15 protein-coding genes are annotated in these 17,530 nt (G+C 42.4%); 4 read left to right on the plus strand and 11 right to left on the minus strand.

The genetic code is table 11. The features are described from left to right. Window positions 1–30 precede the first annotated feature (30 nt). Window positions 31–618 carry a DUF1836 domain-containing protein gene (locus DESDE_RS11435; protein WP_014794171.1) on the minus strand — a complete coding sequence of 196 codons (588 nt, stop codon included), beginning with the start codon at window positions 616–618 and terminating at the stop codon, window positions 31–33. Between the two features lie 289 nt (window positions 619–907). On the opposite strand from DESDE_RS11435, the gene DESDE_RS11440 reads away from it, so the two are divergent. Further along, window positions 908–2,137 carry an aminopeptidase gene (locus tag DESDE_RS11440; protein WP_014794172.1) on the plus strand — a complete coding sequence of 410 codons (1,230 nt, stop codon included), beginning with the start codon at window positions 908–910 and terminating at the stop codon, window positions 2,135–2,137. A 71-nt stretch (window positions 2,138–2,208) separates the two neighbouring features. Continuing rightward, window positions 2,209–3,045, plus strand: coding sequence for a CvfB family protein (locus DESDE_RS11445; protein ID WP_014794173.1), 837 nt, complete (start codon window positions 2,209–2,211; stop codon window positions 3,043–3,045). A 331-nt stretch (window positions 3,046–3,376) separates the two neighbouring features. Here DESDE_RS11445 and DESDE_RS11450 read toward each other — a convergent pair whose 3' ends face one another. The 4 genes from DESDE_RS11450 to trkA are packed head-to-tail and all read right to left on the minus strand — an operon-like array spanning window position 3,377 to window position 8,970. Further along, window positions 3,377–4,621, minus strand: coding sequence for a DUF401 family protein (locus tag DESDE_RS11450; RefSeq protein WP_014794174.1), 1,245 nt, complete (start codon window positions 4,619–4,621; stop codon window positions 3,377–3,379). Between the two features lie 43 nt (window positions 4,622–4,664). Beyond that, a complete protein-coding gene (locus DESDE_RS11455; RefSeq protein WP_014794175.1) occupies window positions 4,665–6,122 on the minus strand; it encodes a TrkH family potassium uptake protein in 1,458 nt (485 codons plus the stop codon). A gap of 39 nt (window positions 6,123–6,161) precedes the next feature. Continuing rightward, the gene (locus tag DESDE_RS11460; protein WP_014794176.1) at window positions 6,162–7,616 is read right to left on the minus strand and encodes a TrkH family potassium uptake protein; all 1,455 of its coding nucleotides are present in this window, start codon (window positions 7,614–7,616) and stop codon (window positions 6,162–6,164) included. Between the two features lies 1 nt (window position 7,617). Beyond that, window positions 7,618–8,970, minus strand: a complete 1,353-nt coding sequence (gene trkA, locus DESDE_RS11465; RefSeq protein ID WP_014794177.1) for a Trk system potassium transporter TrkA — start codon at window positions 8,968–8,970, stop codon at window positions 7,618–7,620. Between the two features lie 181 nt (window positions 8,971–9,151). Between trkA and DESDE_RS11470 the strand changes: the two genes are divergently transcribed. Both DESDE_RS11470 and DESDE_RS11475 read left to right on the plus strand, forming a co-directional pair. Beyond that, a complete protein-coding gene (locus DESDE_RS11470) occupies window positions 9,152–9,733 on the plus strand; it encodes a hypothetical protein (protein ID WP_014794178.1) in 582 nt (193 codons plus the stop codon). A 111-nt stretch (window positions 9,734–9,844) separates the two neighbouring features. Beyond that, on the plus strand, window positions 9,845–11,194 hold the full coding sequence (locus DESDE_RS11475; RefSeq protein WP_041917259.1) for an MATE family efflux transporter: 1,350 nt from the start codon (window positions 9,845–9,847) through the stop codon (window positions 11,192–11,194). 109 nt (window positions 11,195–11,303) lie between these two features. On the opposite strand, the gene DESDE_RS11480 is transcribed toward DESDE_RS11475, so the two are convergent. From DESDE_RS11480 to DESDE_RS11505, 6 genes are all read right to left on the minus strand, one after another. Next, a complete protein-coding gene (locus DESDE_RS11480; protein ID WP_014794180.1) occupies window positions 11,304–12,506 on the minus strand; it encodes an LUD domain-containing protein in 1,203 nt (400 codons plus the stop codon). Then, the gene (locus DESDE_RS11485) at window positions 12,503–13,471 is read right to left on the minus strand and encodes a (Fe-S)-binding protein (protein WP_174270170.1); all 969 of its coding nucleotides are present in this window, start codon (window positions 13,469–13,471) and stop codon (window positions 12,503–12,505) included. Before DESDE_RS11485 ends, DESDE_RS11480 begins: the two co-directional genes overlap by 4 nt. Window positions 13,472–13,732: 261 nt before the next feature. Then, window positions 13,733–14,494, minus strand: a complete 762-nt coding sequence (larB, locus tag DESDE_RS11490; protein ID WP_014794182.1) for a nickel pincer cofactor biosynthesis protein LarB — start codon at window positions 14,492–14,494, stop codon at window positions 13,733–13,735. A 202-nt stretch (window positions 14,495–14,696) separates the two neighbouring features. After that, window positions 14,697–15,449: an iron ABC transporter ATP-binding protein gene (locus DESDE_RS11495; protein WP_014794183.1), complete on the minus strand. Its 753-nt coding sequence runs from the start codon at window positions 15,447–15,449 to the stop codon at window positions 14,697–14,699. Then, entirely contained in the window at window positions 15,446–16,510 is a 1,065-nt protein-coding gene (locus tag DESDE_RS11500) for an iron chelate uptake ABC transporter family permease subunit (RefSeq protein WP_014794184.1), read from the minus strand. The genes DESDE_RS11495 and DESDE_RS11500 overlap by 4 nt, the downstream gene beginning before the upstream one ends. Continuing rightward, a complete protein-coding gene (locus DESDE_RS11505; protein WP_014794185.1) occupies window positions 16,507–17,520 on the minus strand; it encodes an ABC transporter permease in 1,014 nt (337 codons plus the stop codon). Before DESDE_RS11505 ends, DESDE_RS11500 begins: the two co-directional genes overlap by 4 nt. Window positions 17,521–17,530 lie beyond the last annotated feature (10 nt).

The raw sequence follows: 17,530 nt of genomic DNA on the forward strand, positions 1-17,530 counted from the left end.
CCTCTCGATTTTATAATGTATATCATTTTTTTATTGGGGCTCTTGTGGAATATTGGTTGGAGAAATATTCTTCAACCATTGTTGAGCTATTTGCTTATAGAGATTTGCCCTGGCCAAAAGATTTAAAATGACTAGGGTCGCAGCCACTTTATCTTTGTCATCTACGCTAAGATCTTCGCCTGCTAAAATTTGATTGACTTCCTTGGGCAGTTGTTCAAGAGAAGTAACCCAATCCTTTTGGGAGAGATCAAAGATCTCGCTGTAATACCCGTATAGCTTGGCAGGGTTAATTCGGTCATCGGTATTATCAGCAAGGTTGAGGTTAACAAACCCCAATAATTGGGATGCTTCCTCGAGGGATAGGATATTTCTTAGATCGTTGATTAAAAGAATGTTGGCAACCTGCTCTCGGGTATATTTCTTCTTATGAGGATTAGGCAGATACTTCCTCTTCACCCAATTCTGTATATGGGTGTTATTAATATCATTCTGACTGACTCGTTGAGCTACTTCCACCACCTGTGAAAGCATCATAGAATCCAGTTCCAGATAAGGTAATGCTTTCTTCTTCGGTTCAAAGTGGTTTGCTATTTCAATGATATCCTTCAGATAATTCATAAATTGGTCACCTCCTTTTCTATCCTTCTCCCATATACCGCGACACTTATCTTAAAGCAGATTACAAACGTCTTCATTAACTTATTTCATCATCTTTCTTAGCTCGTTATGTAATCTATTTAACTATATTATATGGTCACCATGACCATATGTCAATAGTGTTTTAACTCTTTCAGTAAATAAATTTCCTCATCTTCACTGGCTATGAGTTTTTTCCATAAGGAGGATATGCTATAATCTTTCACTAGAGGTAATTTATTCCCACGAGATTGGAAAGGAGCTAACCTGCATGAATAAGCAATTTCTCGATAAATACGCACGCCTTGTCATTAAAGCCGGCATCAATCTCCAACCTAAGCAAATTCTGGTAATTAAGTCCCCTATTGAATGTGCAGAATTCACCCGCAAAATTTCTGAGATCGCTTATCAGGAAGGTGCGAAGGATGTGGTTATTTTTTGGGGAGATGAGATCTCTTCTAAAACTCGCTATCTCCATGGGCCGGATGAAATTTTTGATGAATTCCCCGAATGGCAGAAAACCTTCTTCGTCGATTATGCCCGGCAAGGAGCAGCTTTCTTAAGTATCGCGGCATCCGATCCGGAGCTTATGAAAGAGGTTGATCCCGAACGTATGGTAAGAGCTCAAAGGGCCCAATCTATTGCTTTAAAAGAACACCGGGAGCGCCTTATGAGCAATCAAAACGCTTGGTGTGTGGTTTCCGTGCCAACCCTGGCCTGGGCCCAAAAAGTCTTCCCCGATGCCAGCCCGGAAGGTGCCGTGGAAAAGCTTTGGGATGCTATCTTCACATCCGTTCGAGCGGATCAAAACGACCCTGTCAAAGCCTGGGATGAGCACAAAGCAAACCTTAAGCACAGCATGGATTTTATGAATACTCATCGTTTCCGCACCCTGCATTTCAAAAATTCTCTGGGTACGGATTTGTGGATTGAGCTCCCGGAAGACCATCTCTGGCTTGCCGGAGCAGAGCATACAGCGGAAGGCCTTGAGTTTATTGCCAACATGCCTACGGAGGAAGTCTTTACCCTTCCCAAAAAGACCGGGGTCAATGGCAAGGTCGTCAGCTCTATGCCCCTCAATCATAACGGCAACCTCATCAAGAATTTTACCTTGACCTTTAAAGATGGTCGTGTCATTGATTACAGTGCTGAAGAAGGATTAGAAAACTTAAAAGGCCTCATCACCACGGATGAGGGGTCTCATTATCTTGGTGAAGTTGCTCTGGTTCCTTACAACTCCCCTATTTCCAATTCCAAGATCCTCTTCTATAATACCCTATTTGATGAAAATGCCGCTTGCCACTTAGCCCTGGGCAAAGCTTATGCAGTCACTCTGAAAAACGGAGATAAGTTAAGCGAAAAAGAATTAGAGGAAGCCGGGGTCAATGATTCCTTGCTTCATGAAGATTTTATGATCGGTACAGCTGATCTGAACATCACAGGAATTACTGCAGAGGGTAAAGAAATTCCCATCTTTATTCAAGGGAACTTTGCCTTCTAGTCCGTAGATTATATCCTCAAAGAATAACATTGACTCATTTCATTATTAGAACGTATTAGGGAGGGCTTCCAATTATCCAGGTCGGTAAAATCAACCAACTCGAAGTTGCTAATCTCACTTCTTTTGGGGTCTATCTCAATGCAGGGACGGGTAACCGTAAAGATAATGTTCTTCTGCCGGGAAATGAATGCCCTGACGACATAAAAGAAGGGGATAACCTAGAGGTATTCATTTACCACGATTCAGAAGGCCGTTTAATCGCCACTCGTAAAAAGCCCTTAGCACAAGTAGGAGAGCTTGCCTATCTTAAAGTTACAGCAAAGACAAAAATTGGCGCTTTTATGGACTTTGGCTTAGAACGTGGTCTCTTTCTCCCCTTCCGAGAGCAAAAACACCTCATAGAAGTGGACAAAAGTTATCTTGTGTATCTTTATCTCGACAAAAGCGGGCGCTTATCTTCCACAACGGATATCACTGACTTTCTCAGCTCCGCTTCTCCTTATCAAAAAAATGACTCCATCACAGGAACAGTCTACCAAATCCATCCCGAAATTGGCGTCTTTGTAGCTGTTGATAATAAATATCTGGGCCTGATTCCCCGTACAGAGAATTATTCAGAGCTCAAATGGGGAGATCGGGTTCAGGCTCGAGTGATTCGAGTCCGGGATGATGGAAAGCTGGACCTTTCTCCTCGCAATCTCTCTCACCAACAGATGAACGTGGATGCTGAGCTTCTCATCAACGCCATGAATGCCCATGGAGGAGTACTCCCTCTCAATGAAAAATCCAGTCCCGAGGAGATCGAAAAGGTTTTTCACATGAGTAAAGCCGCCTTTAAACGAGCAGTGGGGGCTTTGCTTAAGAGCGGACGCATAAAAAAGACCGGTGACGAACTCCGATTCCCCTGACAGTTAGCTCAACAAACAACGGCAGATGCCTATCCTTTAGAGGTCGGCACCTGCCGTTTTCGTTTATAATGATGCCAGCTGTAGATGAAAGGCTATTCTCTAGGATTATATTTTCCACGTTCACTCATCAGGTATTACCCTAGGGTTTGGCGTCGAAAGTGTCCGGTGGACAGTTTCGCTCAAGGCGGCAAGCTATAAAGCATACTTATCCGCCGCAGATGCTATTAAGAAAGCGAGTTCATCAGCCCTGGAGCTATTGAGGGAGCGTTGTGCGTAAAGCTACACGACGCGAGCCGTCTTTTCATCTCCCGCCGTTACCCGCTGCTGCCGCTTAAATCAGATGAACAGCAGCCATTAAAGACAATATGATAATTTCTAAGAGAAGGACCGGCTTCAGAATCTTAAAAAGATCTGCTTTGAAATATTCTGCCGTGACAATAAGGCAAAGATGAGCTGGGGATAACATGGCTCCAGCAATGGCCATGATATAAGCGACTGTGGCCGTCTCTAGATTTCCCGGGTAAAATGCCGAGAGGATAGGGAAAATAACCGCAACTGCTCCCTGGGGAGAGCCGGTAAGCAAGGCTACGATCAAAGATCCGATCCCCAGCATAATAGCAACGGGAATATTGATCCCCTGAAAAAAGACCATGAGCTCCTGAACAATTCCAGATGCAGTTAAGACATGTTGGAAAAATAAAATGCTTAAAACGCCCCAGAGAATCTTCTTTTCGAAGGCCTCTTGGAGCATCGTGATAAGCTGCCCCTTGGTAAATCGCAGGTGAATCGCCATACCCAATACGACGATTCCCATCGAAAGGGCTGCGCTCAGGCCAAAGGCAACAACCAGGATAATATTCACTAAAATGGGGCCTACCCCGAGAAAAAAATAACGAAGAGAACCCTTCGATTCTATAGAGTCGGCAGAAGCTCCATTTGAATCCACATTATTATCTAATAGATTTGGGGCATCAGACACACTCTGAAATCCTTTACCTGTTAGAATCACCCCCACCCCAAGAAGTAAAGCAATTAAGGTATAAACTATCATATTAGCCACAAAAGTCCCTAAAGGTATAGCTGTGATTTGACTTGCCAGGAGAACCCCCGGAATAATCGGGTTTCCATACTCCCAAACATGACGAAACCAATAGTTGATTGTGGCTTTTTTCTCAGGAGATAAGGAATACTTCTTACTTGCTTGTTCTACCATGGGGGCTGAGAAGATGGCTCCCCCTAAAGAAGGAAGCAAGCCCAGGAAGGCGGGCATAAAGGCCAGCAAGACACGTTCACTGCGAAGCAAAGGTTTCATGGAAGTCATGAAACCTTTGATAATCCCAGTGGTCCGTAAAAGGTGTTCTAAGCACATAACAAAATACATAGCTAAAACGACTTCCCATGTGCCAATCTCCTGAAGGGTTGTCTGGATAGCAGTGCCCGCTTTCTCTAAAGTTGGAGATGATATAAGGAATAGGAGAACAGAGCCGGCCAGCATAGCATGGCCAATTTGAATTTTTTTGCGCAGGAACCAAACGACAATAGTCAAAGTAGCACTAATTTTTGCTATAACAAACACAAACTTCAGCGTCCCTTCTCAGTTTCACATCATTGTTCTAAGTTTACCAGCCACCTTTTGTTCTCCAAAACTCAGGACGCAATAATATAAGCAGAGTAAAGAGCTCCAAGCGACCAAGCAGCATGCAAAGTACCAATATAGATTTACCGAAGAGTGTGATACTTGCATAAGTCGCCGTTGGACCAACCAGCCCAAAACCGGGCCCCACATTACCCAAAGAGGCTGCCACCGCACTCATGGCGTCAAAAGGCTCAAGGCCTGTTCCCGCTATCATAATGCTGGCTAAGGCGAAAATCCCCACATACAGAAAGAAAAATATATTGACCATATTTATAGCGACAGCATCGATAGGTCTCCCATCCAATTTGATGCTGGATACCGCATTGGGATGCAATCCCCGAGTTAACACGGCCCAAACATGTTTCGTAAGCAACATAATTCGGGATACCTTCATCCCTCCTGTAGTGGAACCTGCACACCCGCCAATGAACATGAGGACTAGTAGAACAAGTTTAGTGATAGCCGGCCACTGATCATAATCAGTAGAAGCAAAGCCTGTCCCTGTAACCAGTGAGACCACTTGAAATAAAGCATGTCTTAAGGCATAACCCGGCGGCTTATCATGAGTTAGCCACAGCCCTCCTACAATCAGCAAAGTACTGATCATGACAATAAGAAGATAGGTAATAAACTCTGCATTTTTAAAAGGTTTGACACTCTTCTTCGTCCAAACCTCAAGATAAATGCGGAAATTCCCCCCAGCAATGATAATAAATAATATAACGACAAGTTCAATCCCAAGACTATTATAGTACATCATACTCGTATTTTTAGTGGAAAACCCTCCGGCAGATATGGTCGAGAAACCATGATTGACGGCATCAAAGGGGCTCATTCCCATCAGCATAAGTAAGGCAATGAGTATGATGGTAAAAAACGTGTAGATTTGCCAAATTCTAATTGCCGTATCGCGAATTCGGGGCATAGTACGTTTGCCTAAAGGACCTGGTACTTCCGCATTAAATAAATGCACCGCACCGAAGCCGGTACTGGGCAATAAAATTATGAAGAGGACAATAATCCCTATTCCACCAAGCCAGTGCGAAATACTTCGCCAAAGGAGGATTGATAAGGGCAATGCTTCAACGTCATTAATAACACTGGAACCCGTTGTTGTTAATCCGGAGACGGATTCGAATAGAGCATCGATATAAGTTGGAACACAGTCAGATATCCAAAAGGGCAAAGCACCGAGCAAGGAAGTCAGAATCCAAGCCCCACCGACAATGACAAAGCTTTCGCGAATACTCATTTTTTCTTGGGAAGGTTTCCGAAAATAAAACATTGCAGCACCAAGACAAGCAGTGATAAACAAGGTCAGTAAAAAAGCCCACTTGCTGTTTTCATTCTTAAAAACCGCTAGGCCCAAGGGAATGAACATGGTCAAGGCATATCCCATGAGAAGTCTACCAACTATCCCTTGCACAAGCGAATAATTCATTTCTGTTCTGCTCCCTCGATTAAAATTCAAAAAGTTATTTTACCAAACCCTTCGCCTTCTCCAGAATTCCGGACGAAAGATAATTAGCAAAGTAAAAAACTCCAAGCGCCCCAACAGCATACAAATAGTAAGTACTGTCTTTCCCAATAGGCTAACCCCGGCAAAAGTCGTGGTCGGTCCAACAACTCCAAACCCCGGGCCAATGTTGCCTAAAGTAGCAGCCACCGCACTCATGGCATCAAAGGGTTCTAATCCCGTACTTGCAATAATGATGCTTGCCCCGGTAAACGTCACGATATAGAGAAAGAAAAAAATCCCCACTTTATTTAGATTTTCCGCATCAATGACTTTATTATCAAGTTTTATACTGGAGACAACCCGGGGATGAATTCCCCTCTTCAGCTCTGCCCATGTGGCTTTAACCAGAAGTATAATACGAGAAACCTTCATCCCCCCTGAGGTAGAGCCCGCACTTCCACCAATGAACATAAGAAGTAGTAGGATGATTTTAGTCATAGATGGCCACTGATCGAAATCCGCAGAAGCATAACCTGTGGTTGTAATAATGGTAGCTACTTGAAATAAGGCATGGCGAAAAGAATAGCCCGGCGAATTGCCGGCATTAAACCATAGGCTCCCGGCAATCGCTAAGGTGGCAGTTGTAATAATCAACAGATAAACAATCAATTCTGTATTACGAAAGGCCTTCATGGTTTTCTTACGCCAAACGGTCAAATAAATTACGAAATTAGCACCCGAAAGAATCATGAAAAACGTAAGAATCATTTCTATAGTCAAACTATCATAATACATAATGCTGGTATTTTTAGTGGAAAAACCACCCGTGGCTATGGTTGCGAAGGCGTAATTTATAGCATCCAGGAAAGTCATTCCGGCCATCCAGAGCAGCAATGCACAGATCGCTGTAAAAATTAAATAGATCTTCCATAAAGAAGTTGCTGTATCACGAATCCGCGGCATAACTCGGTCATTCATAGGACCAGGAACTTCGGCATTGAAAAGCAGAACCGATCCCATTCCGGTCTTCGGGAGCAATACGATAAAAAGAACGATGATTCCCATTCCACCGAGCCAATGGGTTAAGCTCCGCCATAAAAGGATGGATTGGGGCAATACCTCTACATCATTAATGACACTGGCACCGGTTGTTGTAAGCCCTGATACGGTCTCAAACACGGCGTCAATGTACGTGGGGACCACATTAGCAAACCAGTAAGGCAAGGCTCCCGTAAGGGAGGCGAGAATCCAAGCCCCGGCTACGGCTACAAAGGCTTCACGAACACCAATTTTTATGTCGGCTTTAGCATGACGTATAAGAACAAGCCCTGGAATTCCAGTTATAATTACAGCCAGCAAGAAGGAGTATATGCTCCATTCACCTAAAAATACTGCCAAAATCAAGGGGATACACATGGCACCCGCATATACAATCAGAAGCCTGCCAAGTAAACCTAGAATTACCGGAACGTTCATTTTATTTACTCTCCACTTTATTTTCAAATAATCGAACGACGGTAGGAACCGTATCGGCCAATGCAAAGATAACCACTCTATCTCCGGGCTTCAACATAGTATCTCCATTAGGGATGATTATTTCTTCATTGCGAACGATACTACCGATTAATGAATTTACTGGGAGTTTTGCATCTTTAAGTTTTTTGTTAGTCACTGGGCTTGAGGGCGGGATTATAATTTCCATAGCTTCCGCTTTAGCGCCCTCGAGAAGAGTGACAGAGACCACATCCGAGCGGCGAACATGGCGAATGATAACTCCGGCAGTGAGAATACGGGGTGAAAGGACAACATCGACCCCTACTTTTTCCATGAGGGAAATATAATCCGGACGGCCGACTCGGACAAACGTCCTCGGGGCACCCAAATGTTTAGCCAGTAAAGCAATCAGCAGATTGAGCTTATCATCATCTGTCAGACACATTACTGCGTCCGCTTCTCCCACTCCTTCTTCAGTTAATAGGTCAATATCTGTTCCTTCTCCACATAAAACCAATCCTTCATCCAGAGACTCCGCCAGTTCCTGACAACGCTCCATATCCTTATCTATGACCTTAACGGATATGTCGGCTTTCTCCAGTATCATAGCTAAATGCCGACCGATTCTACCTGCTCCGATAATCAAGACTCGTTCAACTTTAGATTTTCTGACAGTAAAGTGATCTTCAATCTTCTTAATTGAAGATAATTCCCCTAAAAAGAAGGCACAATCATTGGGTAAAAGCATATCTGAACCATGAGGTATAAGCATACGGTCATTTCTTAAAATACCCGCTACCAAGGTATTGGAGGGTAAAGTTAAATCATTTAACGTCGTGTTGATCAACCTCGAGTCAGAGGGGATTTTCACTTCAATCATCCTTACCCTATCCCCTGCAAAATCTTCTACATCTAAGGCTGAAGGGGTTAGAAGAATGCGTTTAATTTCAAGGGCAGTGACCATCTCGGGATTGATGGTTACGTCAATCCCTAAAGATTCATTGAACCGGATTTTATCCCTTTCAGCATATTCCTGATTTCTGACTCTGGCGATAGTTCGTTTAATCCCCACTCGCTTGGCCGCCATACAGGCAATCATATTAACCTCATCCATATCGGTTACAGCAATCATAAGATCAGCTTTGCGGACTTCAGGATCCAATAGCAATCTCGGGCTGGCACCGTTTCCGGAAATTGTCATCACATCTAAAGTATTTTGAACAATGGCTCTTCGTTCTTCATTCTCTTCAATGACAATAACCTCATGATCCTCTTGGGTTAAATACTGAGCCAAGCTGTAGCCAACTTTGCCGGCTCCGACGATTACCACACGCACTGATAATACCTCCATCACAAACCATATCTATTTCTTAGATTTTCTCTTCATATCATCATAGTACAAGGCTAAACTTCTATCAAGTTAAACCTCAAGTTAATTAGGAAAATTACCAAGGAGTGAATGTTTCCTTTCAATAGGTCATAAATATAATTGCAAAAAACTTCATTTTGGGGGAAGTATGCTAAAGAAAATAAAAAAAACTACTTGGTCTACTCTTCTGGTTTCCGGATCTACTGCAATTTTCGCTATCATATCCTTGATTAGCGTTTTTATCACTATCAATACATGGCAGACCCAAAGAGAATCAGCCCGACCTTACTTTGCCTTCAAGGAATCCCCAAGCATTCAACTGACCCACGAAATCAGTTTTGAATTTAAATTTATTAACGTGGGTACCCATCCCGCAACGGAACTTGCCAGCAAGACCTTGGTTTTTCATGAAAGCTTACAAGAACAGCCGATTTTAATCGACACTTATAGTGTGGTTAATGATATTCCCAGAGATACCGTAACTAGTCTTCTCTTGCATTTGGATCCTATTCAATTGGACCCTGCTATTCCCGAGCTACCTCCCCATTACATCGTCATTAATTTGGACTATAGTGATCCCATACTTAAGGAAGTTTATAATCAAATCCTCTTCATTAAATGGCCTGGAGTGAACCACGGACGTGTCCAGCCCCTGATTCATATGGAAGCAAGTGAAAAAATGAGAGTTATTCAATACATTCAGAATAGGGATCTTCTTTCTCTTCATTAGCCAAAAGACTGATATTTAATCCAGGATCCTTTAATGCTTGATTTTTACCCCGCATTTGGATTAAGATGTTCATCATGCAGGTATAATTCTTGTGAAGGGATCCTATTTTTTATGGAGCAAATCACTACAATAAAATTAAAAATTCACCAATTCATTTATATTCTTCTTCCTATTCTGATTTCACAGGTCGCTCTGTTCTCCATGTCTTTTTTTGACACGGTGATGTCGGGACAAGCCAGCTCCGTCGATCTTGCGGGGGTTGCCATCGGTGCCAGTCTATGGGCACCCGTCAGCACCGGATTGGGTGGGATATTAATTGCTATAACGCCCATCGTCGGACATTTATTAGGAGCCAAGAGAAAGAACGATGTTCCTTTCAATGTCCTACAAGGAATCTATCTTGCACTGGCCATCGCTTTTCTCGTAATTCTTGCGGGAAGCATGAGTTTGGAAGGGCTGCTCTCTCTCATGAACCTGGAGCCCCAAGTGCGTTCTATAGCACGCGGGTTTCTTACGGCCATAGCTTTTGGCGTTCCTCCTTATTTTGTGTACCAAGTGTTGAGGGGCTTTATTGATGCGTTGGGATATACACGAATTACCATGCTGATTACTCTCCTTTCCCTGCCCGTTAATATCTGCCTCAACTATGTCCTTATCTTTGGCAAATTTGGTTTTCCAGCCTTTGGTGGTATAGGAGCCGGCATCGCTACTTCTATAGCTTATTATTGCTTGATGCTCATTGCCCTACTCATTATTCACCGTCATCCCTATTTTAAAGAATTTGCGATCTTCAAGCGCCTCCATCCACTCTCCTGGAAAACCTGGCTAAACCAATTGAAAATCGGAATACCCATTGGTTTTTCTATTTTCTTCGAGACCGGCATGTTTTGTGCAGTAACTTTGCTCATGAGCCGATTTAATACCATAACCATAGCCGCCCATCAAGGTGCCATGAATTTTGCCTCCATGATCTACATGATTCCTTTAAGCTTCTCTATGGCTTTAACGATTCTTGTCGGATTTGAAGTAGGCGCTCGCCGCTATCATGATGCCAAACAGTATTCCTTAATCGGGTTAGGTTTTTCCTTCTCCATAGCTCTTCTAACGGCTCTCCTTCTTTTTCTGTTCAAAGAGCAAGTGGCCGGACTCTATTCCAAGGAATGGGATGTGATCCTCCTTGCTAAACAGTTTCTCATTTACGCCATCTTCTTTCAGTTTTCCGATGCACTGGCAACACCCATTCAGGGGATTCTACGCGGTTATAAGGATGTCAACCTTCCTTTTATCACATCACTCATCTCCTATTGGTTCATTGCTCTGCCTATTGGTTACTTTTTGGCCGCCTACACCAGTTTCGGGGCTTTTGGTTTCTGGATTGGCCTAATTATTGGCATTACGACAAACGCTTGCTGCCTGCTACTTAGGTTAAGGTATATTTTGCGTCGACAACTTGCTGTTTAATCCAAATCACTTTCACACGAAAAATCCCCTTGAATCATGGCACTCCATAATCCAAGGGGATTCATTTTGCTATCAGATTTCCCGGTCGCGCGGCGAAGCTTTGACCGATTTAATCAATCACTTCTCCGCTTGATAGGCGTTTTCTTAATTCTCCTACCATATTGGGCACATCAATTTGCATTGGGCAACGCTCTACACAGCGTCCGCAGCGCAGACAGGTGTGGATTTGGGGTGCAGTAGCCTCTAAGCCTCCTGAAGTAAAGACATTCCAGATGGTGCCGATACCGCCAAGATAGGTTTCTCCAAAGGTTCCTGCAGTGATTTGGAATACGGGACATTCATACATACACCCCCCGCAGCGCAGACAATGGGATGCTTGCTTAAAGTCATCATCCTCAGCCATCTTTTCCCGGCCGTTATCAACGAAGATGACATAAAATTTTTTGGGACCGTGGGCACCGTAAGTGGTGACTTTTTCAATATCCCCCGTTTTACTTGGCCCAGTGACAATATTAACATAGGATGGGACACCATATTGTGCATACCGCCAGGTCACTTCAGCTACTTTCATCGCTTCCTGGAAAGTTGGAACTAATTTTTCAGTTCCTACAATCATAAGGTGGACCGGAGGAGCCGCTGTCGACAAGCGAACATTGCCTTCATTTTCAATGATAACAAATGCCCCGGTGTCGGCAGCCACCACATTGGCTGAACTAATGCCCACATCAGCGGTAAAATATTTTTCACGCATAAATTCCCGAACAATGCTCACCTCTTTGGCAATATCGGGCTCCACTTCTTTACCAAAGAATTGAGTAAAGATTTCAGCAACCTTTTCCCGGGGAACATGAATAGCCGGAGAAAGGATATGCATGGGGCGATCTTTTTTAAGTTGGAGGATGAATTCTCCAAGATCTGTTTCCCAGACCTCATTGCCTACTTCCTCTAGATACTCCCGAAGGTGGAGCTCTTCTCCTAACATGCTCTTGCCCTTGACAACGGTTTTCCCTTGACCAATAATTTCAGCGGCCATAACTAAGGCTTCATGCTTATCCTTGGCATAGAAAGCCTTCCCTTTATTGCGTTCAACCGCCTCCATGGCTTGAGCAAGGAGTTCTTTCCTCTGAGCAACAGAACGGCTTTTGATTTCCCGTACTTCTGCAGCAAGATCGGGGGTATGGGGAAAACGTGCCATGGTGCTATCCGTCGTTTCACGATAGGCTTTTACCGCCCGAGATATGGCTTTGCGAATATTCTCATCATGCTTGGCACGATCTATTTCTTTAGAGTACTCTTTAAATTCTTTTCTCATCCCACTATCCCCTTATATAAGAATTCAATCAAGTCGGCGATTCCTTCTTGGCCCTTTTTATCTATGGCACCTTTCAAGGAAGACAAGCAATAAGGACAAGAGGTTAGGATGAGGTCTGCACCCGTGTCTTGAAGTTCCACAACCCGTCTTTCCGCTATGGTATGAGAAAGCTCAGGGAACATGAATTTATTAGGACCGCCGCAGCAGGTCGTCCATGTACGGTTCCGCATAGGTTCTTTGAACTCAATCCCCATTGCATTTAATATCTCCCGTATCTCTTCAGTAACCCCCAGATCACGAGCGAGTCGGCAGGAGTCATGAATCACAACGGATTGATTGGTATCTATTTTTGGTAATTTGTGCCTTTGTTCCCATACCAGTTCAACAAAAGTTTTAACTTCGAACTCGTGATGAACCCCAAATTTGGGGTACATTAGTTTGATGACTTCAGCAGCGTGAGGAGAAAGACAAACAATAGTCTTGGCCTGGGTCCCTTTAAGGACTTTAGTGACCTTTTGGGCATAGGTGGCAAAATCATCCCAATATCCCAATTCATACAGCAAAGCCCCGCTATAGAGTTCGTCTTCACCTGAATAACATAATTCATAGCCTAAGCTTTGGAGAATCCGTGCGGCTTTTAAGGAGACTTGATTAAACCGTTCTTTGTCCGAGGCCAGTACCGAGGCATAGATTTTCTCGGGAGCAATACCCGTCTTTTCGACGATGTTCCGTACACCCATCAACATAGAAAAGCTTGCGCTGTTAGGATCCATCACCGTCATGGTTTTCACCAGTGAGTCAATGAAGGGAAGAAGTTGATACTCACCGCCGGTATAAAAAAGCAGCTCCCCTGTCTTGGGTAAATTAAGTTCCTTTGCCCAGGAAGAAACTTCGCTTCCCTTAAGGGCTAAAGGATTGCCGTATTTCACAATATTACCGCGAATTAATTCTAATACAGGTGGCATCTTGCGCTCCACCGTTGTTGGCATATCAATAGGATTGGTTGCCACTATAATCCACCGCCTTCTCGACTGATCGTATAATTATAGATTACTTAAAACAAGATGACCTTGTAAACACAAATTCTCTATGTATTATGTATTATTGAAAAGCATGAGGCAATATTAGCTACACAATTTCATAGAGAACTGATACAAAGAGAATTATACTATAGCTCATTCTCTTTTTTCAACTAAATAAAGTATAGCTTATTTTTTTAATGTACATCATACTTCGGAAGCAACTATGGCTCTGATAATGGAATTGGCTAAAACTCCGGCTCCAAAACCATTATCAATGTTTACCACACCTATTCCGGCTGAACAGCTATTCAACATAGCCAGTAAAGCGGCTAACCCTCCAAAACTAGCTCCATAGCCGACACTGGTAGGGACGGCAATCACTGGTTTATCGGTTAATCCACCCACAACGCTGGCTAATGCCCCTTCCATACCTGCGACGACAATAAGAACCTGTGCGTCATTCAGTTTATCCTTATTATCTAAAAGTCGATGAATTCCCGCCACACCTACGTCGTACAATCGCTCTACCTGACACCCCATTATTTCTGCCGTGATTGCGGCTTCCTCCGCTACCGGTAAATCCGCTGTCCCGGCACTTAGGATCAGAACTCTCCCTCTCTTAAGGATCGGTTCTTTAAGAACTGTAATAACACGGGCCAGTTCGGAATAGGAAGCCTCAGGGATGTGGGCCTGTACTGCTTCATAGACCTCCGGAGTTGCCCGAGTCGCCAAGATATTGTGACCGTGTTTTAAAAGGTTGGTTAATATTTCAATAATATGTTCTTTCGCTTTCCCCTGACAAAAAACGACTTCGGGAAACCCATTGCGAAGAGCCCGATGATGATCCACTTTGGCAAAACCCAAATCTTCATAGGGTAGATTTTTAAGCTCTAGGAATGCACTATCACAGGATATCTTACCATCCTTTACTCCCTGGAGTAATGCTCTCAATTGTTCTTCGTTCATCCCTTACCTCCATGACCAATGATGGTAAATTATAGCACATTTAGACGGTGATTAAAAATTAAAAAAATAGAAGAGGCGGCTCATCGTGTGAACCGCCCCTTCTGACAAGTCCCAGGGAATATTACAAACCCGCTTCCAGTTCTTCAATCATCGTTTTTGTCCCGTTGCCGTTTTTGTATTCTCTCAACAGTTTAAATTATAACTAATAAATCGCTACTGGCCCATGAGGACCAGCAATAATTTCGATTTTTGTTTCAAAAATATCTGTCAAAACTTCTGGGTCCATCACCTCTTCTACTGTTCCAAAAGCGGCAATTCTTCCATCTTTCATAGCACAAATTCGATCAGAATATTTGGCTGCGAAATTTATATCATGGAGAACAGTCAGAATTGTTCTGCCAAATTCATTAGCAGCATGCCGCAAATGCTCCATCATTTGAACAGAACGAGCAACATCGAGATTGTTCAGCGGCTCATCCAAAAGTACATATTCAGTCTCTTGGCACAAAACCATTGCTACATAGGCCCTTTGCCTTTGACCACCAGAAAGTTCATCTAAATATCTATTTTCCAGATCAGTCAAACCTAAAAAATCGATATATTTAGAAATAATAGCCTCATCTTCTTTAGTTGTTCTTCCCTTTGAATAAGGAAAACGTCCAAATCCAGCTAATTGTCTAACTGTAAGCCTCGTTACAAAATGATTTTCTTGTCGCAAAATAGTCAGAATTCTTGCCAAGTCTTTTGATTTAGATTCAGAAACATCCATATTCGCCACCTTAATTTGGCCTTCATCCATATTCAAAAGTCTTCCAATCATTAAAAGTGTCGTAGACTTTCCGGCACCATTGGGTCCAATTAAAGAAGTAAGACCAGCTTTTGGTATCTTAATATTCAAAGGTCCTATTTCCACCTCACCAGTATACACCTTTTTAACATTAGCAATCTCGATCATAAAGTTCCCTTCCTTAAAATTACAATTAAAAATGTTATTCCGCCAAACATTTCGATAATAACTGAAACTACACCTTGAGCATTAAATACATGATACATAAAAAAGTAGGCACCTGTTATTATCAAAAATCCTATAGCAAAAGCCATTGGAAAAATATATCTATGATCATAAGTTGGTGCCGCTTGATAACACAAGGTTGCCACTAAAAATCCATAGAAAGTAAGTGGTCCAACCAAAGCCGTTGATATTGACATCAAAACAGCAACTAATATAAGAGTATAAATTACGCTAAATTGATGATTAACTCCCAAAGAAGTACAGGCATTCTTGCCAAGCGACACTACATTTAAATTCTTAGAATAAGCAAGAAGAAGTAATGCTGCAATGATGACAATGGGAATTGCAACAGGAAAGTATCCGGAATCCGCATTATTTACAGAACCAAACAATCTGGCCTGTAAAATATCAAACTCAGACGGCGCAAGAAGTCTTCTCATAAAAGTTGATAAAGACCTCAGCCCAGTTCCAATAATAACCCCAACCAAAAGCATAAGTTGTAAATTTCCATACTTTCCGGAAAGCAACCATCCATAAAGTATCAAACACATCAAAACCATAGCAATAACTTGAAATACAAATGAGCCAACACCATTAAAACCTATAAATATACTAGCACCAAAAAAGAACATGGTACTCGTATGAATTGTTGAGTAAAGTGCTTCAAAACCTAAAAGTGAAGGAGTTATAATCCTATTATTCGTAATCGATTGGAAAGCAACGGTCGACAAACTCTGACAAATTGCAGGAATAACCATGGCAACAAGAGCTACCATCCTTCTTTTAACAACTGGGATAAAAGAAGGGGAATCTACTGGAACTGGATTGTTATAAACCAAAAGACCATAGGAAGAAAGAACGCCCAAAGCAATCAATGTTATCAGCAAAATCCAATAACGTTTTTCTTCTTTCTTAGAACGAAAAGCTCTAGCTGATCTATCTTCATTATGAAGGCTAGAATCGATTACGATATTTTCCTTACTACTATATACTAATTGGCTCATCTTAGCCTCCTTTGTCTCAATAAGATAACAATAAATAGGACTGCCCCCACTGTTCCAAGTATCAAAGAGACAGGTACTTCGAAAGGCATGATAATTGTTCGAGAAATTATGTCGCAAAGTGTTATAGTACCCATTCCCAACACACATACCCAAGGCAGATTACTCCTGAGATCATCGCCTCTATACATTGAAACAATATTGGGGACAATTAAACCTAAAAAAGGTAAATTGCCAATAACAGCTGCAACAATTCCAACGGCAAAAGAAATAAGGGCAGTACCAAGAAGAACTATCTTATTATAATTTAAGCCAAGACTTGTTGTAACATCTTCCCCCAGTCCGGCTAAAGTCAATCGATCAGCATAGATAAAAATAAGAACAGTAGCTATAACAACCAGCCATAAATATTCATATCTGCCAATTTGAACCGATGCAAAAGAACCTACAAACCAAGTTTCAATATTTTGCGTCATTTGAAAAACCAGGCCAATAAAAGTGGAAATTGCCGAAATAACCGCTCCAAGCATCATCCCAATAATCGGGACAATTAAAGACGAACGAAGTTTAACTCTTCTCAAAAACAAAAAGAAAATCATAGTTCCTACAAAAGAAAAAATGATGGCACCCGTCATTCTTAGAACTAAAGTTGGTGCAGGAAAAAACAAATAAACAAAAACAAGTCCCAAACCTGCCCATTCAATAGTTCCTGTTGTGGTGGGTTCCACTAAACGATTCTGCGTAACAAGTTGCATTACGAGTCCTGACATTGACATTGCAGCTCCAGTAAGCATTAGGGCCGCTGTTCTTGGAACACGAGTTATGAAAAACATGTCCATTCCATCTACTTGTCCTTGTATATCATAAACTCCAGTAAACAGTGATAAAATACCTGCAATGACAACAACCAGAATCGCTAATGTAAAAGGTTTTGTCCATATTTTATTGTGATTATAACGCTGGGGCTGAGAATACTCAGCCCCAGTCATTTTTTGTGTTGCATTTTCCGGCACTATGTTCTAC

It is taken from the genome of Desulfitobacterium dehalogenans ATCC 51507 (assembly GCF_000243155.2).
In the GTDB taxonomy this organism is placed as follows: domain Bacteria; phylum Bacillota; class Desulfitobacteriia; order Desulfitobacteriales; family Desulfitobacteriaceae; genus Desulfitobacterium; species Desulfitobacterium dehalogenans.